This is a genomic window from Frateuria sp. Soil773 (genome assembly GCF_001428405.1).
Lineage (GTDB): Bacteria > Pseudomonadota > Gammaproteobacteria > Xanthomonadales > Rhodanobacteraceae > LMSL01.
In genome coordinates, this window is the sequence record NZ_LMSL01000013.1 from 1 (window position 1) to 24,272 (window position 24,272).

The window sequence follows — 24,272 nt, forward strand, 5'->3', positions numbered from 1 at the left end:
TGCGCGAGATCACCGATACCTGGCTGCAACGCTACAACCAAGAACGGCCGCATGAGTCACTCGACAACCTGCCACCGAGTGTCTTTCGCGAACACTGCAAGCGGCAAACTTCTCCTTTCGAGTGCGCTACTTGACGAGGAAGGCTACGAGCCGACTCATCGCAACAGGAGAAAGGCCTTGCAAGGGGCGCCGGCTGTCGTCTCGTCCAGGCCGCCGATGCGATTTTGGCGCTCGCCGCCTGCAAGTGCATGGGCTTTCAACTGGCGCCAAGGCTTTCTACGAACGACTCGGCTTCGGTCCGTTGCTGCTCGATCCCATGACGCTGCTGGTCACGCTGCCGGACCAGCAAGCGGCGTTGCGGCCTTACCGCTAGGAGGCTGTCGCGAAAGGTCTTCCAGCGTCGCGCACGCGGCCTTCCTCGAATGCATGCCCAGAAGCAGACCGGCAACGACGATACACAAAATCGAAGAAATGATCGATGCCTGCTCACCAAATACCGGGCCTCCGGACAGCCACGTAGGCCCGCGCGTCTGGTAGGCAATCAGGCCATACTTTCCTAGCAAGCATGTTTGTACGACCGCCCACCCCATGTGTGCGGCGATACTGACCGTCAAGGAACGACGAACAAAAAGATAGACCGCTGGAGCCAGAAGGCCGTGTTGGACAGTAAATGCGATGGCACTCCACACAGTCGCATGCGGATTGGTTAAGTGGGTCAAGCAGAAAATCAGTATGGAGACCGCGAACGCCACCCAAGGGCCGGCCCCTTCATCCAGCGTATTGAAAATCACGCCACGCATCACGATTTCCTCGCCGACGGATGTAGTCAAGCCGTAAACGAGAATTGTCTCAATCCAAGGAACCCCTTCTCGCCAGCCTGTCAAAGTGGCGCCCTTTAGCCCCAATATCGTCAGGAAAATCGTTCCGGCCAGTAGCGCCCCGCACAAAAGCGCAATGCCGCTTCTTCCAATTAAAGAGAGCCTGAATGTGCCTACGTTTATACGACGGCGTTCGATGAATACGACAAGGGCAAGGTAGGCCAAAAGTGGCGGTACGATACGCTCGATGAATCCCGGAAAGAAAGTGATGCCATGCCCGCTCGAGCCGGCGACCCCCAGCAATACGTACGCGACGTGCAGTACGCCACTAGCTATAAGCAGGAGTCCAGCGAACCATAGCAATCTGGATGCTGGTGAACGCAGGAAAATACGCTTCCAAATAGGTAACAGGGGCTCTTCGTAACAGAAAAAATGCTTCCAGGACACGTTGCCGCACTCCCTAGCAATCAATGACGCGGTGCAATCATGAATGTCAACGGCGAACGAGCGCCGACGCCAAGCATACGCAACTTGGTCATGCCATATCCGGAAATTCCAACCATGACACCTGGATTCGCCTGATCCGTACTCCATCCCGAACGAAATACTCCGCGCTGGCTAATGCAATCAATCACATCGCTGGCAACATCGGAGAACCTGGGATCTTTCAACACTATCGCCGCTTCGCGGAGGACCTCCACGGTTCCGAGTGTACCGTGGCAGAGCGAATCGTTATCCCCTTCGGCAGCATAGAACATGAGCTTTTCAGCCGCCATAAGCGTGATCTCTCGTTGTCGTGACGTCAATACGCCGTAGCAATGAAGCCGTGCTTGAACGTGTCCGGCCAGCCCATTGCACCAGGACGTAGTATATCGGTCAGGACCAATTCTTAAGTCCGGCCAGAGCCCCATCTTCTCGTTGAAATACTGATCCTCGAAATTGAAGATATCTACAACCTTTTCCTGCAATACCTCGTCATGTATTGCACCAGCATAAGCATTGATGGCAAAGGCTATGCCAGCTCCACCATGGCCGAAGCCCAGTAACGGGCGCTGCATTGCAGCGTACTCCCAATACAGTCCCGATGACGCCCCGATCCTAGAATGGGCCAGTACGCGTCTGACCAGTTCACCGGCACGTTCCAGCAAATCTTGGTCAGCGGACATTTCGTGCAACGCCAACAATTGCAATACGCAACCGGCAAGCCCATCGACGACGTCACACGACACGACCCCCTCGAAAAACGACTCGCTGCACAACTCGCGCTTCCACAGCATCCAATCCCGGTGGTTGCCATGGCGGAGCGCATCTTGGGCAAGCGCCCATACAAGCCCCTGATATCCCGTCATCGCTCCAGCACGATAGAACCCAGCACGCTGCTTAAGGTGCATGCATACGCTCGAACGTACCTTTTCGCATAAAGCATGCAAAGTGGCATCGCCCAGCGCATAGGCAGCCTCGGAGATGAACCACAACATCCCCCCCATGCCTGAATAGAGATCTGGACCCAAGACGGTCACAGCCACCTTATCACTGGACGCGTCTACCGGAGGAGAATACATCCAGGTCAAGGAACCATCTGAGGCGCCGAGAATTGCACGCGAAGCGAGCGTATCGGCAATCGACCGAACAGCGGCTCTTTCCCCGGATGCAGTCAGCGGCAAATGATGTGCTGCCGCGTAGGTCCTGCGTAAAAAATCGACGTGCAAATCAATGGCATCTTCACCGATGCTATCGATCTTGCGATAAATATCGCTCATCACGGGCATCGTGAAATAATCATCGAATCGCGATGTCCCACAGTACGCCGCGGTTTCATCTGCCCGGGTCAAAAAAAGCGGCACATCAAAAGCGTACATCTGCTCCAGCTCGGCATCGAAAGTCCGCGACAGAAACGGTTTAACCGAATGCTCACGCACCAACTTCGTCATCAGCTCCGCAAAGCCATCCTCTTTTGAAGCAATCGACGGATGCGTACTCTCGGCGAGGAATAGGAAATACACGTAGGTATTGCGGTATATCTGCCTCGAATGCCACGAGGAGGCGCTCAGTAGTCCCTGCAGCTCGACCTTGTGTTCAACGGTGAGACGCATGGCTGAGGAGAAGCCATCCACGAGATCATCTATGAAATCCTTGGCATTGGCCAAGACACCCTCAATCCTGGGTACGGCGCTCTCGATCTGTATCGACTCAGACGACCTGCGCAAATGCATGTTTCCGCGCTTTTCCGCAACAGCCACCTCTCTCGACACAGGGGCAGTTGCATCGGTGGAATCCACGATTCCTGCGAAGGCTCCAACCCGATCAAGTGTATATGGGACGAGTCCGACCGAAAAAATGGAGTCTTTGATCAGATTCTGAAACTCTTTTTCTGCGGATGTACGTTGTACTGGGTCGCGCCTGGGAGGCTCGACGTAGTTGCGGTTCGTGAACAGGGCTTCCATGTCCACGAAATACGGGCAACCATCGTCGTCCGATACCAAATTTTCGCTATGAAAGTCAGTGCCAGAGAGAAGATATAAAATAGCCAGACCAGAGCCCGCATGCCGAAAGAAGGTTCTCGCAGCGTCCTCTCCGGAGGGGTGGCTGACGCGAATGCCCTTCTGCCAACCATAACCGTCGCGAACGATGGTTTCCAAACACTTCATCCATGGCGCGGCGTGTTTTTGAAATTCTGCGAACAATCGATCGAGCTGCAACGATCTTGGCTTATAATAAAGTGTATCCGCGCCAAATACGATTCTGATAGTGGACTTAGCGCCCCGGTGCGGGTCGCCCAAGCCAAAATTGATTTCGTCCGGGCTGTTCGAGCGTGCAAATCCCGCATCGATAAGCTCCTGCTTGTCACTATGCCAATGCTGGATATGTTCGTGTACGAACCGGACAAAATTATCGAGGAACAACTGTACTCGGGTGCATAGCGGTGCGTAGCGAAGCGCCATTTCCTCCTGAATCGGCAGACTACTCAAATGGGTCAGATATCGATTGAAGGACTCCTCGTCATCGGCACTACCCGTGAACTGATTGAGCTCATAGACAAAGACCTTCTGGAAAAACCAGCACACACGTTGCGTCAAGTACGAGGCCACACCTCGACGCAGACAGTCCATATAACTGGGCGGAAGGTCTCTCGTGGTTTCGACACTGCGCTCGATGGCATCCGCAAGGCGCGTCCACTGAAAATGTGCGATGTAGTATTTGTCCAGATCGCATTCGTGCTTCAGTGAGCGCAATGAAGGCCGGGGGGACACTTCTATCATTTGAGCTCTTCCTTAAGTCTTTTGATGTTCCACGGATTCTCCAGCACAACCCGATTCAGGGCCACGGTGGGCGTCTCACCAATACCATGCAGTATGGCATCGTATTTATAGCGATCGACTTCCTTGATTGTAGCCTCGCTTTTCGCGCAGGTTAACAATGCGCCGGCATCACCCTCAACAAGCCGGGCATCGGCAAGATCATTGGCAATCCACGCCATATCCCTGCGCTGATAATCGGCGTTATACACATGGTCATAAATTGCATACAGCGAAGTCCGTTTACGCTTAATCGCGCACAAAAGCACCCTGGAGACATTCGTCGAACCCGGCCGAATCGGGAACGTGACAAATACGATCCGCAAACGACCCGACTTGACCATTGGGCGCAATACCGGCATGGTTACCTCATTAAAGAATCGCCTGCATGCCGGGCATAGATAATCCGAGAAAATAATCAATTCGTTGGGTGCCGTCTGCAGCCCATCTGAAAGAACTTCTCGGGTATCCAAAGAACTCATTGGGGCAGCGTGGCCAGTCCGGACCAGAACGTAGCCCATTACTGCGATAAAACTGACGCCAAAACCAATAATAAAAAGGCCGACCAAGAATTTTTTCATACCCCCTCCCTTAATGGTGCCTATCGCTTCCTGAGCGCATCCGTTGGCTCCATACGCGCAGCAACTAAAGCCGGCCAGGTCCCAAAGAAAATGCCCCCACACATGGCTGCCAACAAAGCGGTTGCAACGGATGAAAAGGGCATAATGAAATGACCGAAAAACGGCGTCAAAAGCACTATGATGAACTGGATAGTCAATCCCAGAGCGAGGCCCACCACTCCGCCGGCAAGGGCTATCGCCATTGCCTCACCAGAAAATTGTATAAAGATCTCTGCACGCGATGCGCCGATGGCGCGTCGGAGTCCGATTTCTGCGGTCCTTGAGCGGACCGTCGACAACATCACGCTCATAATGCCCAATCCGCCAATTAGGAGCGTGATCAAAACCAGTGCGAGCAGCCCTAGCCTCACCGGCTTCAAGGATGCGTCAAGATAATTTCCTAACGCCTCGCCAGTGATTACGATAAATGGCCCGCCGGAACGATTTTCGGCCTGACGACCGCGATGAATGACGAACTGGATTCGCGATGCCGACTCCCGATCGGAAATGCTGGACGGGAGAAGTACGTGGATCTCCAGATCCATCTGTGAGTCCGCATCTGGGAGCCTTTGCACGACACTGAGCGGCGCGAGGATCTCGTCGCTGTAATCAAACCCCAGGGCTGAACCTTTACCTCGAAGGACTCCGACCACTCGGCACCATACTTCCCCTACATGGACGTAGGATCCCAATGCATCCTGGCTTGAAAACAATTTGACAGCCACGCTCTTACCGAGCACGCAGACGTTCGTCTGCGACCTCTCATCTGAAATCGTTAGAAACCGGCCCGACTCAAGATCAATCTCGCCAGTGGCCGCTAAGGCATACGTGCTCCCGTACAATACGGTGCTGGTCGTGCGCTCGGCTGTCGACACACGAGTCTTCCAGCCCCCGTATCGAACCTTAGGAGCAACCGCAATGGCTTGGTCCAGGCGAATTGACAGCTCCTGGAGATCAGCCATTGTGAGGCCAATGGAATTGCCCAGACGAATCGCATCATAGCTGGGGTCGCCACGCACGATGATAGAACGAGAATTGAGGTGTCGAAATGTATCGGTCAACGAGGCTCGAAGCGTATAGCCAAGGCCAAGTACGACCACGACTGCTGCAACGCCAATGCCAATACTCAGCACCGCCAAAGCCGCTCGCATCGGATAGAGGCGAAAAAGAGCCGTGGCGTTCCCTTGGAGCATGCTATGAAGTCGTCCTGACATACGAGAACTTTTTAGTCCGAGCGCAGGGCCGCAACAGGATCTACGGTCGCTGCCCGCCGTGCGGGGGCAAGACAGAATCCGACCGTAATTCCAATCGCAAGCAGACTGACCAGACCGATTTTTGAAAAATCCAGCGGCAGGGCCTGTTGAATACCAAACAGCCTGGCAACGGGCTGCGCCGCCAGCATGGAGATACCAATCCCGATAAAATCCCCCCCAATCGATACCAAGAGCGACTCAATCAACAGCAACCGCTGAATCCCGACCGAGGACGCGCCAACAGCCCTCCGCAGGCCAATTTCGCGAAAACGCTCTGTTACGCCGAGGTAGGCAACATTCATAATGCCAATGCTGGAGACGAGCAACGACAGTGACGCAATGAGCGATACCACTAGACCCTGCTTCTCGCTCGCTTCCTTGCTCGCCTTGATCAGTTGATCCCGCGTTTCCACGCGAGCAGACAGCCCCCCCTTTCCCTTCTCGGCCCATTCCCGTGTGCTCACTAAGCGTGCCATCCTGTCTCTGAGGTCACCGGCAAAGGCTGTATTCGAGGGCATCACCAGCGCGCGGTCGATTTGACCCGTATCTACCCCGATTGCGCGTGCAGTCTCCATGGAAATGATGACGACATAATCAAGTGAGATGAACTTACCCGACTCCATCGTCGGCGCAAGAACCCCGATGACACGCACACTTGCCTCACCCAATTGCATGTACTGACCCAATGGATTATTTTGTAATCCAAGTCTGGCGGCGAGCTCGCTTCCGATTACACACGTCTTGGTCGCTCGTTGATCGTCGGCAACCGCGAGTCCACGCCCAAATTTTAATGACAAAGAACTGACGCGAAAGTAATCCGAGGTAGTTGCAATCGCCTGAGTTACCACAGAATGCTTGCCATGGGATGCGCGTGAATTTTTACCTGACAATTCGATTATCGGTGCGATTGCAGAGATGCCCGCTATTCTCGCAAGAGCACGGTACGTCGAAATGCTCATCGGCAGGTTGTGGTTTTCGCCATCAGCCACCGATACGGTCATGGCATCCCGGCCGAGGTACTCAAAACGCTTTCCGAGCACATCAGTCATGGCCCCACTGACTAGCAGCGTTGTCGAAAATGCAGCCACTGCAGCGGCGACTGAGACCAGTCCAAAGGCTGTCGAAAGCCAGTGGACGCGCAGCGACAGCAAGGCATCGGCAACACTATTGGTCCACCGGATGATCACAGCCCTTCTTTCCTGAAGTCCTCGAGAATACGTCCATCTCGCATACGTACGATGCGGTTGCTTCGACGGGCGACATCATTTTCGTGAGTCACAATCAGCAGTGTATTGCCCATCGCGACCAGTTCCTCGAAAAGCAGCATGATCTCTTCAGTGGTCTCGGAATCCAGATTTCCTGTAGGCTCATCGGCGAGAATCAGCCGAGGCCGGCCGACCAGTGCCCGGGCAATGGCGACTCTTTGGCATTCGCCACCGGACATCTCGTTCGGCTTATGTTCTTGCCTCCCTCCTAAACCAACCGTTCGCAACGCACTAGTCGCGAGTGCTCTTGCATCCCTTCGGCTGACGTCTCGGTAGCTAAGCGGCAACATCACGTTTTGAATCGCCGTCATCCGTGGCAACAGATGAAAGCTCTGGAAAACGAATCCGATGTGTCCATTTCGGAGGGCTGACAACTCACGGTCGTGCAGTTTGTCAACACGCATCCCATTGAGGCTGTAAATGCCCGACGTCGGACGATCGAGCAATCCAATCAAATTCATTAGCGTCGACTTGCCAGAACCAGAAGAACCTACAATAGCCAGATACTCTCCTTCATCGACACTCAGGCTTATTCCCTTAAGCGCTTCCACTTGGGCCAGTCCATGCTTATAGACTCGAGTAACATCATCAAGTCTAATCACTCGTGCCGCGGTCATTTCCGATTATGTCCTAGTCGATCATCGCGCAGTTGATTCAGGAAATCAGCTGGCCCAGTCACCACGCGATCGCCGCTTTTCAGGCCAGAGACTTCTTGGTAGGTGTCATCGGCGATACCAAGCACGACTTTCACCGGCGCAATCTCTCCACCTCCAGATATCTTCCAGACAATGAACTGGTCTTCCGCGCCACCCGCTGCAGGGCGAATCGCTTGAACCGGCACAGAAACCATCCCTTCATTGCCATTGCGGCGCGCAAGCTCGACGCGACAACTCATGCCTGTGCGGATTCCTTTGGCATCTACGTCAGTTAGCGCAAAGGTCGCTGGAAAATTAACGGAACCACTCCCAGGTGACGCGCCTGTGCCGGTACCATTGCCACTGTTCGTATCCGCCGCAAGCGCAATGCGCACGAGGCGGGCGTTCATGGCTACGCCATTTAGCGCAGGGAAATAGACTTTCGCGTGCTCTCCGATGCTAATCCTATTTACATCAGCCTCGCCAACGTCGGCCTTTATGAGCAGCTGTCCCATTTTCGCGATTTTTACGAGTGCGGTACCTGCAAAGGACTGTGTGCTTGGGACGGCCGTCTCGCCGGCCGTGGTGTCTACGGATAAGACCGTACCCGCGATGGGCGCGCGGATTACGGTCTTACGCAGTAGCTCCTGACTTTCATCAAGTGAGGCCCGAGCCAGTTCCTGATTGGCGATCGCTGTTCTCAGTGACTGTTTGGCCTGTAGAACCTGATTCTCCTGCGTTTCCAAATCATCCTGCGAGATGTAATGCCTGTCTATGAGGCCCTTCATGCGAGACAACTTCTGTTTGGCCAATTCGAGCATTACGCGTGCCTTTGCAGCCTCACTCCTGCCAGCGTCCAGGCTGAATTGACTCTGCGAAACCTGAGCCTTGATCTGTTTGTCATCCAACAGAACGAGAACCTGTCCCTTAGTAACGACATCACCGGGCTTCACCAGCACCGACTCTACTTTTGAAATAACTTCGGATGAGACAGCAACTTGACTTTCGAATTCCACTTTTCCATCAGCGATAATGGTAGAAACGATATCACGCGACTTCGCCACAGCGCTCTGATAGCCAATCTTCGCCGCTGCATCTTCGCTCTTCGAGGAATATAAAAAAACGGAACCAATGACAAAGACAAGTGCGAGCAGCAAACTTGCAATCAGCCTTGATCTACTCATTCGCATACATTCATACCAGTGCCGGACATGTGGAACTGGAGCTTTCCCGCTTCTTCCCTAGATCCATCACAAAATCCCCCTCCCGTATCCAGCCCATACGATGCGTTGCGATAATGACCAGCGACTTCATGTTCCTTAAGTTCTGGATGATTGATTGTTCGCATTCACTATCCAAATCGCTGGTGAACTCGTCCAGGAGATAAATGTGGGGATTGGAATAGAACAGTCGGGCCAAGGCGATACGTTGACGCTGACCCGACGAAAGTTCTCCGCCCCGATCTGCCAAGCGTGAATCGTACCGATCCGGGAGCATCATGATTTCATCATGGATACGAGCCTGCATGGCACAGGCTTGCACCCGCCCCAAGTCCGGGTGGTCCTCGAAAACGGATATGTTCTCAGTGATGCTTCCGGCGAACAGGGTCGGATGTTGATTCAGATAGCCGATCACCGGTCTATCGGGTTGGAGTTCAGGATGAGATACGATAACGCGCCCCTTGTCTGCGGCAAGTAGACCAGCCATGAGTCGTAATAGCGTACTTTTACCGCAGCCAGAAGGTCCCATGATCACCTTCAAGCCAGTTGCCTTGAACGTACCATTCAGTTGATCGATAATCGGCGAACTGGTGCCGCGGTAGGAAAACGTAACGGAATCCAGTTCGACAGCCGTATCGATCTCCGCGACATCAGACCTCATTACCATCGCATGCTTGGGAATATGCTGTGGATCCAGGCTAGTAATGGAGCGAATGCGCTCATTGTTGATGCTCGTTGCGACCAGCTGCATTGCGAATGCTTGTAGGCCGCGTAGCGAAGGCGCAGTCCAAATCATTAGAAAGTATGCCAGGAACATCTGTGTATCCTGGATGCTTCCCTTGGACGAAAGCAGAGCAACAATAAGAAGCGATGCAATCGGAACCACGCGCTCTTGATAAGCATAGACGGCCTCGATAACTGCACCGAGTCTACCGCGGGCTTCAATGGCGGTCTGGTGCGCATCGAAATGCTTGTTCCAACGGCGTTCGAATGCAGATTCCTTGCCTGTCGCTTTTATATCAACGGCGGACCCCAGGGTCTCGGTCGTGCACTCGTAATAACGCGTATAGGTGGAAACCTCCTTGGCGACAACCACCTTCAGCCGCCCCCTAAGAGACATTAGGACCACACACGTCAGCAGCGACAGCCCGACGAACGCGAACACTATGTATACGCTTTGCATCGCAAGAACGATCATAGTGGCGAGAATGATGATCGCATCCACCAGTAAAGTTCCGATGCGCGAAGTCAAAAAATCACGAACGGAAACCAGTGCGTTAATCCGGGAAATGAAGTCGCCGGGAGATATCGAGGTGAATACGGCCAAAGGCAGTGACATGATCTTTGCGATAAATCGCTTGGTAAGAACTTTGTCACAGGCAACCTGGATGTATACCGAAGCACGGGATCGCAGCCACTGGGCGAATACGAGCATGGCGAGCATCGCCAAAAATCCCAGCATCAAGGCATCAATGAGGCTTCCTGAGCCATAAGCAAATAGTGTCAGCGCCTTACTTAGCAGCCATGGAATCGTGACAGCCGTAACACCGGTGATCAGCGCCACAAATACCATTAATGCCCATGCTGAATGGTGGTTGCGCAGAAAGCCCAGGACCTCCTCCATAAGGCCATAAGGCCTTCCGCCGGAACCGGGCGAAGTCACCTTTTCGACGGAGAAATAGACCCCGCTCCATAAAGACAAAAATTGCGAATGACTCAGCTCTTGAGGGCCATTGGCGGGATCCATCACATGCACGCGATCAGCATCCACGCCAACCACCACCACATAATGCTCGTGCGAATAGTGAGCAATGAAAGGGCCATTTATGGCCGTGATCGGCTTTATGCCTGGATGGGTCGCTCGATATGCCTTGAAGAAAACCCCTTGCTGGCGCGCGGCCTCGATTAACTGACGCGCTGAAAGACCCATACCGCCAGAGGGGTATAGTGCCTTGATTTCATATATGTTTGTGCGAATACCGTTGACGTCAAGAACCATGCATAAGCAAGCATGACCGCAATCAGATCTGTCCGTTTGGCTTACGAAACGAACTATGGGCTTCCTTCGCTTCAGCTTGAACATTGAGCGTTCACACTCCATGTGAGGATGACCTGGAATGCGGCCGCAGGAAACCTGCGACCGCATGATCATGATGGAGCTAGATCAGCAACCGCAAATGGAATGCCCGTTAGAGCAACCACACTCGCCGGTGTAGGAACAAAGCCAACCACACCCGCATATTTGAGCCATCAGCCCTCCGAATAGGAGGTCGAGGTTCTCATCCGACAATTCCTGCGCCATGGGTACGACCTGCTCCATAGCTACAGCCTTCTTGGCTTCGATATTCATCGGAACTTCACTCCTTTGGTAGTTTCGCCGATCGAAAGCGACCGGCCCCCCATCATAATGTACAACTCGGCCTCTCCGTCAAATGGGACTTGACAGGCTGTTGAGCGCATCCCCGGGTCTGTCAATCCGGCTATGTAACTGCGGTCCGGCAGGAGGCAGGCACTGCTGAATGGTGCCTCGCCCGCTTGCTCGCTCGGAACGACTCGAACCCTGCAGCGATGCTGCCGGCCGATAAACAACACTGGCCGTGAGGTCCGTTACCTTTCCATGGCGGTCCAGAATGTCTATGGATTGCGCCTCAGTCGCGCCGCCACCTCGATCAACATAGCGGTGCCGGCTTGGGGCGTTTTCCGGGTGATCGGCGTCCGGACCGCCACATCTTGCCGCTTTCGCGAGGGGGTAAAGCTCTGATCCTGCCCTTCCCTAAAAACGGTGCCGTAAAGGAATCTGGCGCAATTGCCCCAACGAGAGCAGACGGTTTCGTCGAGAGGAGATCGTGTTCTGCTCTGCGCCAGAGTAAAGCCGGGACATCGATATCGTACGTGCGCCAAAAGGATGGGCATTTCCGAAGCGGCGTCCTGCAACCGGAAATTGCGCCGGCTACGACGGCTGGAAGAAGAGGGCCGCGAGTCGAAGCAACTCATGCCGAGGCTGAGCCCGGACAGGGCGATACTGCAGGATGTTCTTCAAGAAGCCCTGCGATCGACGCAGCACAAAGCGTTGGTCGGCTATTTTCGGAAGAGCTATGGGGCGAGCATTTGGCGTAACTGCACGGCATTGAAACAATCGCAGGCAACGCAGGCATATCGATCCAAGCGTCCGCTGCAGGAAGCGCCGCCGACCCGGCTCATCCAGGAGATAGCCCAAGCGCGCGTGCGCTACGATGATGCGCGCCACATCCGCATCCCGATGCGCCAGAAAGGCCGGAAGGTCGACCTCAAGCACGCGCGTCGCCCTTACATGCTGGCGGTCTTGAATCTGCGATCGAGGCAGTCCCGTCACTGCCAATGGTCCGCAGCGCACGTATACCCTGCAGCATGCGGCCCGCCCGCTGCTGCTCAATCTCGGCAAGCCCGGCAGCCTCCACGCCGGGCCCTGGGCCGACCGGATCGACCGCATCGACGCCACCTGCACGGACCGGTGGGAGCTTCCGGCCCTCGGCGCGTCGGCGACGGCACCGGCCGGGGACTCGAAGACGCGCTGGCCGCCTGGTTCGGGCCGTCGCACTGAGGGCCTGTTCACGGCCGATCCGCCGGACCGGAATCCCGGGTTATGCGCAACCCCGTCATCCCTGCGGCTTTCAATAGCCGCAGGGCGGTCAAGCAGGACAAACGCGAGCCTTGCGGGCGTTGAAAAGCCGCAGGCTGGCCCCGAAGGGGCAGCGCAGCGAGTCAAGCCGGTGACGGGATGCTCCGAAAGCCATAGGCGCTGGATCCCAGCTTTCGCAGGGATGACGTTTCAATGGGGAATGCCTGTCAATGGGAGGTGCCAGTCAATGGGGATGACTGGAGATTTTGAACAGGCTCCGAGGTTCCAGCCTGGTGAGCGCCGGCTCACTTCCCGCCGCGCCCCTCGGCGAACACGCGCTTGTCGATCGTGGCCGCGACGCCCACGCTGCGGCCGGCAAGGTTGGCGATCGAATAGTGCACCGCGCTGCCCAGCACCTGGGCCGATTCGGACAGCGACAGCCCATGCGCCTGCGCCAGCCACGCGACCATGCCCGCGGTCGCCGCGCGCACCGCCTCGTCCAGCGAGCCGGCCTGGCCGAGCACCATGAGCTGGGTCGGCGATTCCACCCGCGGCATCGGGATGGACTGGCCGTGGATCACGTCCACCGACAGCTCCACTCCATCGACGTCTCCAGCGCGTACTGCGAGGTCTCCCCGTCGCCCTGCAGCGCGTGGGCGTCGCCGAAGTAGAGCAGCGCGCCGGGCTGCTGCACCGGCAGGTAGACCGTGTTGCCTTCCACGAGCTGGTTGAAGTCCATGTTGCCGCCGCCGGGGCCGGTGTCGCCGGTGGACAGGGGCGGCGCGCCGAACCCGGGCGCCACCGCCATGCCGCCCAGCATCGGGCGCAGGGGTACGCTGAAACCGGCGAGCGCGCCGCCCGCCTCCGCCGGAAAGGCGCGGCCATGCGCGCGGTCGAGCGTCCAGCGCACCGGCTTGCCCAGCTTCGCCGCATCGCCGGCCAGGCTCGTGGCGGTGGCCCTGCCCACCAGGCTGTCCAGGCTGTCGGCGTAGTCCCGGTTCGGCCGCAGGCGGCGGATGTGCACCGCCAGCGTGTCGCCCGGCCGCGCGGTGGCGATGTAGAACGGCCCCACCTGCGGGTTGCCGAACAGCGCGCGGGTGACGCCATGCTCGTCCACGCCGCCGGAATCCACGGTCCGCGTGCGCACGGTGTCGCCCGGCCACAGGGTGAGCACGGGTTCGAGGTCGGCCGAGAACACGTTCGCGTACCGCGTGGGCGTGAAGTCGACGATGCGCGGCCCGCCTGCCGGGCGCCCGGGCAGTCGCGAGGCCGTGAACGGGTAGCGCACCCGCCGGCCCGCGCGATTGGGATCGGGGCAGTCCGCCGAGCCCGTCATGCCGGCGCCGCGCACCGTGCCATCGAGCACGCAGGTGGCGCCTCGCGCATCCGTGGACGAAAAGCGGATCGCGGCGCCCCGCCACGTCCCCGTCAGCGGATCGCCGCCGAAGGTACCGCCCAACGTTTCGCCTTGCCGTTCCAGTTCCAGCGCCTGGTAGCTCGCGTTGCCCCACAGGTCCATCCGCACGCGCCAGCTCTCGTGGACGGGAGCGGCGCCCCATGCAGGAAACGACAGCCCAAGCCATAGGAGGCAGCAGCACAGGCGCGCGTGGTTCATCGATCCGCTCCGGCAGCGCCGTCGGCCGCCGCCCGGCCGCCAACCGGCATGACTACAAGTGTAGTCACACTAGTCCATGACTACATGCGTAGTCAATCAATGTGTGGCTCGCGCAGCGCAAGGAATGGCATGGTGTCGATCCGCGCTCCCTCCATTCGTCGAAGGGAGGCGGCACCCTCGCCCGCCCTGAACCTGGAGAACCGAGATGGTCAGCAAGAACACGATCTGCCTCTGGTACGACGGCACCGCCCTGGATGCCGCGACCTTCTACGCCAAGACCTTCCCGGACAGCGCCGTGGGCGCCGTCCACCGCGCGCCCGGCGACTACCCCGACGGCAAGCAGGGCGACGTGCTGACGGTCGATTTCACCGTGATGGGCATCCCGTGCGTGGGCCTGAACGGCGGGCCGATGTTCAAGCACACCGAGGCGTTCTCGTTCCAGGTGGCGACCGACGACCAGGCCGAGACCGACCGCCTGTGGAACGCCATCATCGACAACGGCGGCCAGCCGAGCGCCTGCGGCTGGTGCAAGGACAAGTGGGGCCTGTCGTGGCAGATCAGCCCGCGCGCCCTGACCGATGCGGTCATGGGCTCCGATCCCGCCGCGGCGAAGCGCGCGTTCGACGCCATGATGACGATGACCAAGATCGACATCGCCGCGATCGAGGCGGCCGTGCGCGGCTGACGGCGGCCCTGCCAGCCTCCCGGCAGGGCGGGAGCGGAAATCGGGCAAGAAAACGTGCCCGCTCCCGTTCGTCGGGCGGTTCGCCGGGCGTGCCCGCCGCGCCGGTCAGAAATCCGAGATGCCGAAACGCGGCACGCCCTGGTTCCTGCCGGGCGGGTCCAGCGTCGCGGTATCGAGCGGCAGCGGCTCGCCCATCCATTCGGCCAGGGTGGTGTGGTCGGCCAGGTCGTCGTCGGTCAGCGGGTGGATCAGCGCGCGCAGGCCACGCTCCGCGATGAACGCCCGCACCTCGGCCAGGGCATCGCGGGTGAAGTGGATCTCGAACTGCGGCAACGGGTGCGGTCCTGCCGGCGCATCCCTCAGCGAGCCCACGAAGCGCAGGTGCGGCCAGTCGTTGCCGGCCATGGCCTCGCACAGGTTGCGCCGCGCCTCCTCGGCGCGGGGCCGGCTCGCGGCGTCGTAATAGATGTGGGCGTGGTAAGGCGCCTTCGCCGCGCTTATGTCCGACTCGCTCATGGGGGCCTCCCGCTTCGATGAATGGCCCGTGGGCATCCCTGGGCCCGCCCGCGGTGCGCCGGTTCGCGCCGGCGCCGCGCCTGGTCGCCGGCCCGCTGCGTCCGGCTCGCGCTCACGGCGGAATGCTTCCGCAACCAGGCTCGGAATGTCCAGGAGAAGGTTGGGCATGGGGGATTCCTTCACGCGCCGCATCGACGGGCGGCAAGGATGTCGCCTTACCGGCAGGCGATAAACAGAGGATGATTCGACCCATCCCCAACCATCGGGTTTGGAATCATGAGCACCCTGGCCAATATGGAAATGTTCGTGCGCGTGGTCGAGGCCGGCAGCTTTGCGGCCGCCGCCGAGGCCAGCGGCGTGACGCCCACCATGGTGGCCAAGCACGTCAAGGCGATCGAGCAGCGGCTCGGCGCCACCTTGCTCCACCGCACCACCCGGCGACAGCAGCTCTCGGACGTCGGCCGCCTCTACTACGAGCGCTGCAAGCAGGCGCTGGCCGAAGTGGCGCATGCCGAGGCCAGCGCGTCGGAGTTGCAGGCCAGTCCGCGCGGCAGGCTGCGGATCGTCGCGCCGGTCAGCTTCGGCAGCCATCGCCTGGTGCCGGCACTGGCCGAATACATGGCGCAGCATCCCGAGGTGGACGTCGAACTCACCCTCGACAACCGCCGCCCCAGCCTGGCCGACAGCGGCCACGAGCTCGGTATCCTGATCGGCGACGTCGCCGACGCCAGCCTGGTCGCGCGCCCCTTGCAGCCCTACCGCCGCGTGCTCGCGGCGTCGCCCGATTACCTCGCGCGGCACGGGCACCCTGCACGCCCGCAGGACCTCGCCGGCCACGCCTGCCTCGGCCTTTCCTACTGGCGCCGGTCGGATCGCTGGCGACTGGTCGGCCCGGACGGCGCCGCCTGCGCCGTCACCGTGCAGGGACGGTTCACCGCCAACCAGGGCAACGCCCTGCGCATCGCCGCGCTGGCCGGCATCGGCATCGTGCTGCAACCCGAGCCCGTACTCGCCGACGATCTCGCCGCAGGCCGCTTGCTGCCGGTGCTTCCCGGCTGGTCGCTCACCCCGTCGCCGATGTACCTGATCTATCCCCAGGACCTGTATCCCACCGCCAAGGTGCGCAGCGCGATCGACTTCCTGGTGGCGCGGTTCGGCGTGCCGTCGTAGCCGGCAGATCGAATCGACCCCGCCGCCGTCATTCCGGCGAAAGCCGGAGGCGCTTTTCAATGGCCGAAGGGCTACTCAACCTGCGCCGTCGCCCGCCACTGAACCCGGAGCCTCATTGACGTCCGGTTCAACTTCCCTGCGCAAGCATCCGCGGATCGCACTCCGCGGAAAAAGCCATGAAAACGGCCACCCTCACCTTCGTCGCGGCGCTTTGCCTGGCCGGCTGCCATGCCGACCGTGCCAAGGAAGCACCTACCGAGCCCGCGCCCAGCACATCCCCGGCTCCGGCGAAGGCCGACAAGTCGTTCGAGAAATCCCGGGACGCCATGCTGGGCAAGAACACGGACATCCAGAGCCAGCATTGGGCCACGATGCCGGCCGCGTCCTCGACCTCGGCCGCGCCCGCATCAGCCAAACCCGCGCCATCGGTCGACTCCAGCCCCGCGCCCGCTTCGTCCGCGATCAGGATCGACTGAGCCGGGATCGACTGAGCCGGATCGACTGAGCCAGGATCGGCCAAGCCTGCGCGCAGTCCGGAAAGCGCCCTCCTGCCTCCTGTCCCGATCGACCGCGCCCTGGCTGCCTTGCCCGGGCCGATGGCACGCAAGCGCCAGCCCGCCGCACGCGGGAGTCACACGGAACCCGGCGCCTCGCCTCCGGACATGCGCTACCGCTTTCCCGCCCCTCGGCTCCGCATCGGCCCACTGCGGGCTCTTTGCGCCCATGTGTCGAAGCGTGTCGAAATGCGCTGACACCGTTCGTCGTTGCTATGGATGGAGGCCGAATCGACCTCGGCATCCCGGTTCCACCAAGCATCGGAACACCCACGGAGAGATCATGGCTACCGCAGCGGCATCCCAAAGAAAACTCGTGTTGAAGATGTCGGTCTCCCTGGACGGCTTCGTCTGCGGACCGAACGGCGAAGCCGACTGGATATTCCGCTCGTCGGGCGGCGCCGACTCCACGGCCTGGGTGCTCGATACGCTTCGCGGCGCCGGCGTGCACATCATGGGGAGCCGCAGCTATCACGACATGGCGGCGTTCTGGCCCTATTCGGAGATGCCGATCGCGCCGCCGATGAACGACATTCCCAAGATCATTTTCTCCAGAAGCGGACTCAAGGAAGGCGCGCACGCGGACGGCACGACCGCAGCGTTCGCCGAGGCAAAGGCGCGCAACGCGGAACGTCACGGCGCCACGCCGACCGCGGCGGTCCTTGAGTCATGGGCCAACCCCACGGTGACCAGCGGCGATCTCGCGGAGGAAATCCTCAGGCTGAAGGAACAGCCGGGCAACTACATCCTCGCGCACGGCGGCGCCAGCTTCGCCCAAAGCCTCGCCGCCTCCGGCCTCATCGACGAATACCGACTCGGCATCCATCCGGTCGTGCTGGGCCAGGGCAAGCCGCTGTTCTCCGCGCTGCGCAACCCTGTCGACCTGCGCATGGTCAGCGCCACACCCTTCGCCTCCGGCGTCATGGCGCTCGTCTACCGGCCGGCTTGAACCGTCCGCGCGCGATTGGCGTCGGGCGCCCCCCGCGGCCATCACGCAACCAGCTACAGCAGGTCGTGCGCCGTACCGGATCACCTCGGAGCGTGCAGGCACAGCCTCAACCCTTAATATCTTCGCCACCAATTCCTATACGACTTTGCGCGCCAGATCGTAGATCCGGCATGGCATTCGGCTAGCATCGGAATGTTCCTGCACGCCATCGCAAGGAGTGCACTACCTGGGCGTCGAATGGAGCGCCCTTGTGCTCATCGCCTTGGTCGTGCTCGGCCTGTCCCGCGAGAACCGGCGTTTGCGGCGAAAGCTCAAGGATCGGCAAACCGGGCGCAACGACTGATCGCCCGGCGCCAGCATGCGGCCGCCGGGCATGCCGGGTACACGCGCGGATGCCAAATCCAAAGCAAGGCCCCCGATCCAGCTATTCCTCAGTCGACCGCCGTGCGCGGTAGATACCGTCCGCCGCCACGGCAAGCTCAACGATCAACCACCGCCAGATACGCCTCCGCGAGCCGCACCGCGGCGCGCTTGAGGTTCGCCTCGGATACCCCGGCATAGCTGAGCACCAGCGTGACGTGATCGGGCGGCGTCCGGTGGAAGCGTTCGGCGGAGCGGATGCGCACGCCGCGCGCCAGCGCCTCGGCCACCAATGCCCCGGTGGCGCTGCGCGGCAACCGGGGCAGGTGCACGAAGAGCGATCCTCCCGCCACCGAGCCGGCCACCTCCATGGCATCGCCGAGACGCGCCTGCAGCGCGGCGTGCAGGGCCCGGTGGCGGGGCGCCAGGCGGTGGGCGATGCGCCGCAGGTCGCGCAGGTACTGGCCGCTGGCGATGCATGCGGCGAGCACGTGCTGCTGCATCGCTATGCTGCCGCGGTCGGCCAGCCACTTCACCGCCAGGAACCGCTCGCGCAGCGCACGGGGCACCAGCATGTAGCCCAGTTGCAGCGCGGGGAACATGGAGCGCGCGAAGCTGCTCACGTGGATCACCCGGCCGTGGCGGTCCAGCGACCATAGCGACGGAGGGGTTCGCACGCCGAAGCGGTGCTCGCAATCGAAATCGTCCTCCACCAGGCATGCGCCGTGCGCATAGGCCCATTGCAGGAGCGCCCTGCGCCGCTCCTCGGGCATCACCACGCCGGTCGGGAACTGGAACGACGGGGCCACGTTGACCAGCCGCACGCCGTCCAGCGCCGCCGCATGGCGGTCGATGTCCATGCCGTGCGGCCCCACCTCGCACGGCACGATCCGCGCGCCCACCGCCTCGTAGGTATGGCGCACGCTCCAGTGGCAGGGTTCCTCCACGCCCACGCCGTCGCCCTCGTCGAGCAGGACGCGGGCGATGAGGTCGCGCGCCTGCTGGGCACCGCTGACGATCAGGATGTCGTCCGGGTCGATCGCGATGGCCCGCTCCACGCTCAGGTAGCCGGCCACGGCCTTGCGCAGCGCGACGGCGCCTTGCAGCTCGGGGAAGTCGGGGGCGTCGCGGCGGCGCAGCAGCGCCGTCAGGTTCTGCATCCACGCCTTGAGGCTGCGCGGGTCGGACTTGACGCGCGGCTGCGCAAGATCGATCGCCTCCCCTTCGGGCGCTGGCGGGTCCGACTCGGATACGGCAGGCAGCACGGCCCGCCGGGCCAGGCGGGACAGTCGCGGACCTTCCGGTGCTTCGCCGGGCTCCTCCACGCGCATCTCGCGCGCGGACTCGCCGGCGGGAAGCGCGCTCACATAGGTGCCGCTGCCGGATTGCGATTCCAGGTAGCCCTCGCTCTCCAACTGGTCGTACGCCATCAACACGACCGTGCGCGAGACCCCCAGGGCGACCGCCATCGAGCGACTCCCGGGCAGGCGCGCCCCCGCCTGGAAACGCCCCGAGCCGATGTCCCGCCGGATCGACCCGGCGATCCGGGCATACATCGGTTCGTCGCTTTGCTGCCTGCTCGCCATCCATCCCCCCGGGCGGATCGAAGTGGTCACATCGAAAAAGCCCGCAACCGGTCATTTACCGCCTTGCCCGCCCTGAAGAATCATCATGCCACGGCCGGCCGGGGCGACGGTCACGCGGCCCCGCCGCCACGACCGCCCGCCACGGGCAGCCCAGCAAGGGGAGAACCCGATTGACCATTCCATACGACACCGGGCGCCGCCCCCGGCGCTCCAGTGCGCCCGTCTTCGCCCGGTTTCCGGCCATGGGGACCGGCGCGGCCCCGTTGCAAGGCATCGCCTTCGGCCGCCCGTCGCACCCGCGCCTTCGCCGCCGCACCGGTCATGCGCGGCCAGGCGATGCCGCCATGGCGACGGCAACGGACACGATGGCCGGATGCCTGCGTCCGGCACACACCCACTGACCGAGGAAACCCCAGGATGAAACGTTCTACCTTGTCTGCGTACAAGCTGTTGGCCTTGATCGGCTGCCTGGCGCTCCCGGGCCTCTCCAGCGCCCGCGGTATCGACGATCACGCGAACGACCCGGCCTACGCCAGGTACTACCAGCAACCCGTGAACTGGGGCAGTTGCCCGCCATCGCTGTTCACCGACGGCAGCACCATCCAGTGCGCCCTGGTCACCGTGCCGGTCGACTGGTCCGACCCAGGCCAGGGCGACATCGCCATCGGCATCTCCCGGCCGCTCGCCCCGCCGCCCCACACCCGCCTGCTGCTGGTGAACGCGGGCGGCCCGGACAATTCGAGCGCCTCCATGGCCGAGATGCTCGAGCAGTTGCAGCCGCAGGTCCAGGTCGATCACCTGGTGGTCGGCGTCGATCTGCGCGGCATCACCGACGGCCTCGGCACCCAGGTGAGCTGCGACTACGCGCAGCGCAGCGGCGCCGAGAACTTCATGGACGGCGACAGCCGCAACCCCACGGCCGCGAGCGTTCGCGCGCAGCAGGATTGGTGGAACCGCTCGATCGGCCCCTGCCTGCAACAGCACGCGACCTTCCTCAAGGGCATCACCACGCCCAACCATGCCCGCGACCTGAACCTGGTGCGCGCCGTGCTGGGCTTCCAGCATGCCGACCTGCTGGGCGTCTCCAGCGGCAGCAGCCTCATGGCCTATGCGGACCGCATGTTCCCCGACCGGTTCGAGCGCGTGGTGCTCGACAGCAACATGAACTGGATGCGCCTGGACTGGCAGCGGCAGGCGTTGTCGCGGGTGGCGATGGACCAGCTCAACCTGCAGCAGGCATTCATCCCGTTCATCGCCCGGCACGACGACCAGTTCCGCATGGGCACGACGCCGCAGCAGGTGATGGCCACCTTCCAGCGGATCTACCAGGCCACCTCGCAGCACCGCATGGGCAGCGTGACGCCGGACCAGGCACTGGGCGCGCTCGACGGCACCGGCATGTGGGTGTTCTGGGATCTCATGGTGTCGCCGTCGCTGAATGCGATGTCCACGGCGCTGGACGGCGATCCGGCCCACATCGCCAGCGCCGAGCAGATGGCCGCGATGACCTACGCCGACCTGCGCACCCAGCCCAGCTTCAACCCCATGGCCGACGTCCTGCAGTGCAACGACTCCGGCTCCACCGATCCGCGCGGCATCGCGCAGAAGATCAGGGACGTGCGCACCTACTGGGCCATCGGCGCCTCCACCCTGGTGGACAAGTGCCAGCACTGGCCGTGGCGGCCGGCGCTCGACCGCGCCCTGGAGTCGCGTACCCGGGTGCATGCCCTGATGGTGCAGAACGAGTTCGACCCGTCCACGCCCTACTCCGAGGCGTTCAAGGACCGGTACATGAATGGCCAAGCCACGCGGATGGTGCTGGTGAACAACGGCGCCACCCACGGCATCATGTTCGACGACAACGCCTGCACCACCAACGCCGAATTCGCCTACCTGAACTCCGGCGTCATGCCCTCGTGGGACGTGGTCTGCCAGGCCCAGCCGATGCACTCCTTCGCCATGCACGACACCGTGACGTATGAATACGGCCACCCGGCGACGGGCTGGTGGCTGCCGCTGCCGCCGAACGTCCACCAGGTGAGCTGGCGGCTGGTGCCCTGAGTCCCGCGTTCGGATGCTTTCCCGAGACGGAGGCAATCACAGGGACCCGATTGCCTCCGTTCTCTTTTTCATCGGCTTGCGTGCCTGATCGACACATGCAGTAGAGCCCTCTCCACCACCGACCGTCTTCAGGCGAACCTCAAGCGGTCGGCACCGAACGCGCCGGCACTCTGCAAACGCCCATCCAGCTCGCGCAGGAAGACAATCCCTCTCGCCGCGCTTGCCCCCCCGCCACGAATACGGCGCCATAACCGCGGTGCACGGCACGACTCTTGTCCACTTCATTTTCCGGCACCCATGGATGGGTGTCCTCGATCTCCAGCAATGCCATGCGCGCACCTGGCTACCCCGTCAAGCGCACCGCGAAATCCGGATAAAAGCCCTCCCCCTCGTCCCAGCGACGCAGGCCCGCGCCGGTCTCTTGAATGGAAGGAAGCCGTCACACCAAGACGGCTTCAGAGCACCAAGGGACTGTTCACGATCTATCGGTCGATCCGACCGCCTTGTCGTCATTCCTGCGGCTTTCAACGGCCGCAGGGCCGGTCAAGCAGGAGGCGCTTTTCAACAGCNTGCCTTTGCGTCCAGTGGCCTACAGGCACTGGATCCCCAGCCTTTGCTGGGATGACGTTTGTGGGGGGATACCTGGAGATCGTGAACAGACTCTAAGATGTTCCGGCTCATTCCGACGCAAGGAACATGCAAATGACGAAGCTGGCGAACGCGATCCTTCTTGTGGCCCTGCTGGCAAGCGCCGCCCACGCGCAAACCAATGCAGGCGAACAGAAACCCGACCCCGACCTTCCCTTCACCGTCACGAAGGTGGCGAGCTTCGACCTGCCCTGGCGCATCGCGTTCCTGCCCGATGGCCGCATGCTGGTGACCGAGAAGGTCGGCCGCGTCCAACTGGTCACGCCGCAGGGCGCCAAGACCGAGATCGCCGGCGTCCCGCCCAGCTATGTCGAAGGCCAGAACGGCATGCTGGGCGTTTTCCTCTCGCCCCATTACACCACCGACCACCATGTGTATCTCACCTATGTCGCACCGGGCGACTATGGCGGCGGCCTGGCGCTGGGCCGCGGCCGGCTCGTGCTGGATGGCAAGCAGCCGCGACTGGACGGCTTCGAAGTGCTGTGGCGACAGATGCCCACCGGCAAAGGCGGCCAGCCTGGCGGCCAGATCGCCTTCTCGCCGGACGGCAAGTACCTCTTCCTCACGGTGGGCGACCGCCAGCGCTTCACCCCCGCGCAGGATCCCGACCAGCCGGAAGGCAAGATCCTGCGGCTGACGCTGGACGGCAAACCCGCGCCGGGCAATCCGTGGGCCGGCAAGGTCGGTGCCCGCAGCATTCCGCTGATCGATCCGCCGACCGATACCGAGAAAGCCAAGACGGCGCCGGTGGTCAGCACCTATACCTTCCCCGGCCCCAACCTGACGCCGGCGGAAACCTGGACCACCGGCCACCGCACGCCCTACGGCCTCGCCTTCGGTCCCGATGGCCGGCTGTGGGAACTGGAGCACGGCCCGCGCGGCGGCGACGAGCTGAACCTGATCCAGCGCGGCAAGAACTACGGCTGGCCGCTGGTCTCCTATGGCGTCAACTACGACGGCGTCCCCATCCCCAGCCCCGATACGCGGCCGGACCTCACCAAGCCGGTGATCTACTGGGTGCCGGTGATCGCGCCGGGCAATCTCATGTTCTACAAGGGCCGAATGTTCCCGCAGTGGAAAGGCAGCGCCTTGCTCAGCGGGCTCGTCAGCGAGGGCATCGTCCGCGTCACGTTCGACGGCAAGGGCGGCGCCACCGCGGCCCAGCGCTGGACGATCGGCAAGCGCATCCGCGATATCGAAGAGGCGCCGGACGGTTCGCTCTGGATGCTGGAGGATGCCAGTCCCGGCGGCCTGTTCCGCCTCACGCCGAAGTAATCCGGGCCGAAGTAATCCGGCGGATCGGCCGCCGCTTCGGGCACACACTGGCACGCAGCGGCTACATCACCATCGGCCATGCATCGTCTGTCCACTTCCGCGGCGGCCCTTGGCACCTGGGTCGGTTGCCCGCGTCCTCGCGGGCAGA

The 24,272-nt window shown here is 61.4% G+C and carries 18 protein-coding genes; 6 read left to right on the forward strand and 12 right to left on the reverse strand.

Annotated elements, in window-relative coordinates; genetic code table 11:
* Window positions 1-329 precede the first annotated feature (329 nt).
* The 10 genes from ASG87_RS19200 to ASG87_RS06165 form a co-directional block, all read right to left on the reverse strand.
* Window positions 330-1,265, reverse strand: coding sequence for a type II CAAX endopeptidase family protein (locus tag ASG87_RS19200; protein WP_162258323.1), 936 nt, complete (start codon window positions 1,263-1,265; stop codon window positions 330-332).
* A 20-nt stretch (window positions 1,266-1,285) separates the two neighbouring features.
* Window positions 1,286-4,078, reverse strand: coding sequence for a type 2 lanthipeptide synthetase LanM family protein (locus ASG87_RS19205; RefSeq protein ID WP_082582781.1), 2,793 nt, complete (start codon window positions 4,076-4,078; stop codon window positions 1,286-1,288).
* Window positions 4,075-4,695, reverse strand: a complete 621-nt coding sequence (locus tag ASG87_RS19210) for a thioredoxin domain-containing protein (protein ID WP_082582782.1) — start codon at window positions 4,693-4,695, stop codon at window positions 4,075-4,077. Before ASG87_RS19210 ends, ASG87_RS19205 begins: the two co-directional genes overlap by 4 nt.
* Before the next feature lie 20 nt (window positions 4,696-4,715).
* Window positions 4,716-5,927: an ABC transporter permease gene (locus tag ASG87_RS19215; RefSeq protein ID WP_162258324.1), complete on the reverse strand. Its 1,212-nt coding sequence runs from the start codon at window positions 5,925-5,927 to the stop codon at window positions 4,716-4,718.
* A gap of 32 nt (window positions 5,928-5,959) precedes the next feature.
* Complete coding sequence (locus ASG87_RS19220) at window positions 5,960-7,174, reverse strand: ABC transporter permease (RefSeq protein WP_082582784.1); 1,215 nt, start codon at window positions 7,172-7,174, stop codon at window positions 5,960-5,962.
* Complete coding sequence (locus ASG87_RS19225; RefSeq protein ID WP_235499580.1) at window positions 7,171-7,803, reverse strand: ABC transporter ATP-binding protein; 633 nt, start codon at window positions 7,801-7,803, stop codon at window positions 7,171-7,173. Before ASG87_RS19225 ends, ASG87_RS19220 begins: the two co-directional genes overlap by 4 nt.
* A gap of 62 nt (window positions 7,804-7,865) precedes the next feature.
* Window positions 7,866-9,044: an efflux RND transporter periplasmic adaptor subunit gene (locus tag ASG87_RS19230; protein WP_162258325.1), complete on the reverse strand. Its 1,179-nt coding sequence runs from the start codon at window positions 9,042-9,044 to the stop codon at window positions 7,866-7,868.
* A gap of 37 nt (window positions 9,045-9,081) precedes the next feature.
* Window positions 9,082-11,259 carry a cysteine peptidase family C39 domain-containing protein gene (locus ASG87_RS06155; protein WP_082582787.1) on the reverse strand — a complete coding sequence of 726 codons (2,178 nt, stop codon included), beginning with the start codon at window positions 11,257-11,259 and terminating at the stop codon, window positions 9,082-9,084.
* A 1,751-nt stretch (window positions 11,260-13,010) separates the two neighbouring features.
* Entirely contained in the window at window positions 13,011-13,292 is a 282-nt protein-coding gene (locus ASG87_RS20575) for a hypothetical protein (RefSeq protein ID WP_200949011.1), read from the reverse strand.
* Entirely contained in the window at window positions 13,283-14,320 is a 1,038-nt protein-coding gene (locus ASG87_RS06165; RefSeq protein ID WP_200949014.1) for an acetamidase/formamidase family protein, read from the reverse strand. The genes ASG87_RS20575 and ASG87_RS06165 overlap by 10 nt, the downstream gene beginning before the upstream one ends.
* A 205-nt stretch (window positions 14,321-14,525) precedes the next feature.
* On the opposite strand from ASG87_RS06165, the gene ASG87_RS06170 reads away from it, so the two are divergent.
* Window positions 14,526-15,005 carry a VOC family protein gene (locus tag ASG87_RS06170; RefSeq protein WP_056002423.1) on the forward strand — a complete coding sequence of 160 codons (480 nt, stop codon included), beginning with the start codon at window positions 14,526-14,528 and terminating at the stop codon, window positions 15,003-15,005.
* Between the two features lie 105 nt (window positions 15,006-15,110).
* Here the strand turns inward: ASG87_RS06170 and ASG87_RS06175 are convergent, their stop codons facing one another.
* The gene (locus ASG87_RS06175; protein ID WP_235499582.1) at window positions 15,111-15,521 is read right to left on the reverse strand and encodes a DOPA 4,5-dioxygenase family protein; all 411 of its coding nucleotides are present in this window, start codon (window positions 15,519-15,521) and stop codon (window positions 15,111-15,113) included.
* A 276-nt stretch (window positions 15,522-15,797) separates the two neighbouring features.
* Between ASG87_RS06175 and ASG87_RS06180 the strand changes: the two genes are divergently transcribed.
* The 3 genes from ASG87_RS06180 to ASG87_RS06190 all read left to right on the forward strand — a co-directional run bounded on the left by ASG87_RS06180 (window position 15,798) and on the right by ASG87_RS06190 (window position 18,194).
* On the forward strand, window positions 15,798-16,691 hold the full coding sequence (locus ASG87_RS06180) for a LysR substrate-binding domain-containing protein (RefSeq protein WP_056002426.1): 894 nt from the start codon (window positions 15,798-15,800) through the stop codon (window positions 16,689-16,691).
* A gap of 176 nt (window positions 16,692-16,867) precedes the next feature.
* Complete coding sequence (locus ASG87_RS20850; protein ID WP_157510912.1) at window positions 16,868-17,167, forward strand: hypothetical protein; 300 nt, start codon at window positions 16,868-16,870, stop codon at window positions 17,165-17,167.
* 361 nt (window positions 17,168-17,528) lie between these two features.
* On the forward strand, window positions 17,529-18,194 hold the full coding sequence (locus ASG87_RS06190; RefSeq protein ID WP_056002431.1) for a dihydrofolate reductase family protein: 666 nt from the start codon (window positions 17,529-17,531) through the stop codon (window positions 18,192-18,194).
* Window positions 18,195-18,673: 479 nt separating this feature from the next.
* Here the strand turns inward: ASG87_RS06190 and ASG87_RS06195 are convergent, their stop codons facing one another.
* Window positions 18,674-20,140, reverse strand: a complete 1,467-nt coding sequence (locus ASG87_RS06195; protein ID WP_056002434.1) for a PLP-dependent aminotransferase family protein — start codon at window positions 20,138-20,140, stop codon at window positions 18,674-18,676.
* Window positions 20,141-20,557: 417 nt separating this feature from the next.
* Here ASG87_RS06195 and ASG87_RS06200 point away from each other — a divergent pair, with 417 nt between their 5' ends.
* Entirely contained in the window at window positions 20,558-22,201 is a 1,644-nt protein-coding gene (locus ASG87_RS06200; protein ID WP_056002437.1) for an alpha/beta fold hydrolase, read from the forward strand.
* 702 nt (window positions 22,202-22,903) lie between these two features.
* A complete protein-coding gene (locus ASG87_RS06205; protein ID WP_056002440.1) occupies window positions 22,904-24,124 on the forward strand; it encodes a PQQ-dependent sugar dehydrogenase in 1,221 nt (406 codons plus the stop codon).
* The last annotated feature ends 148 nt before the right edge of the window (window positions 24,125-24,272 follow it).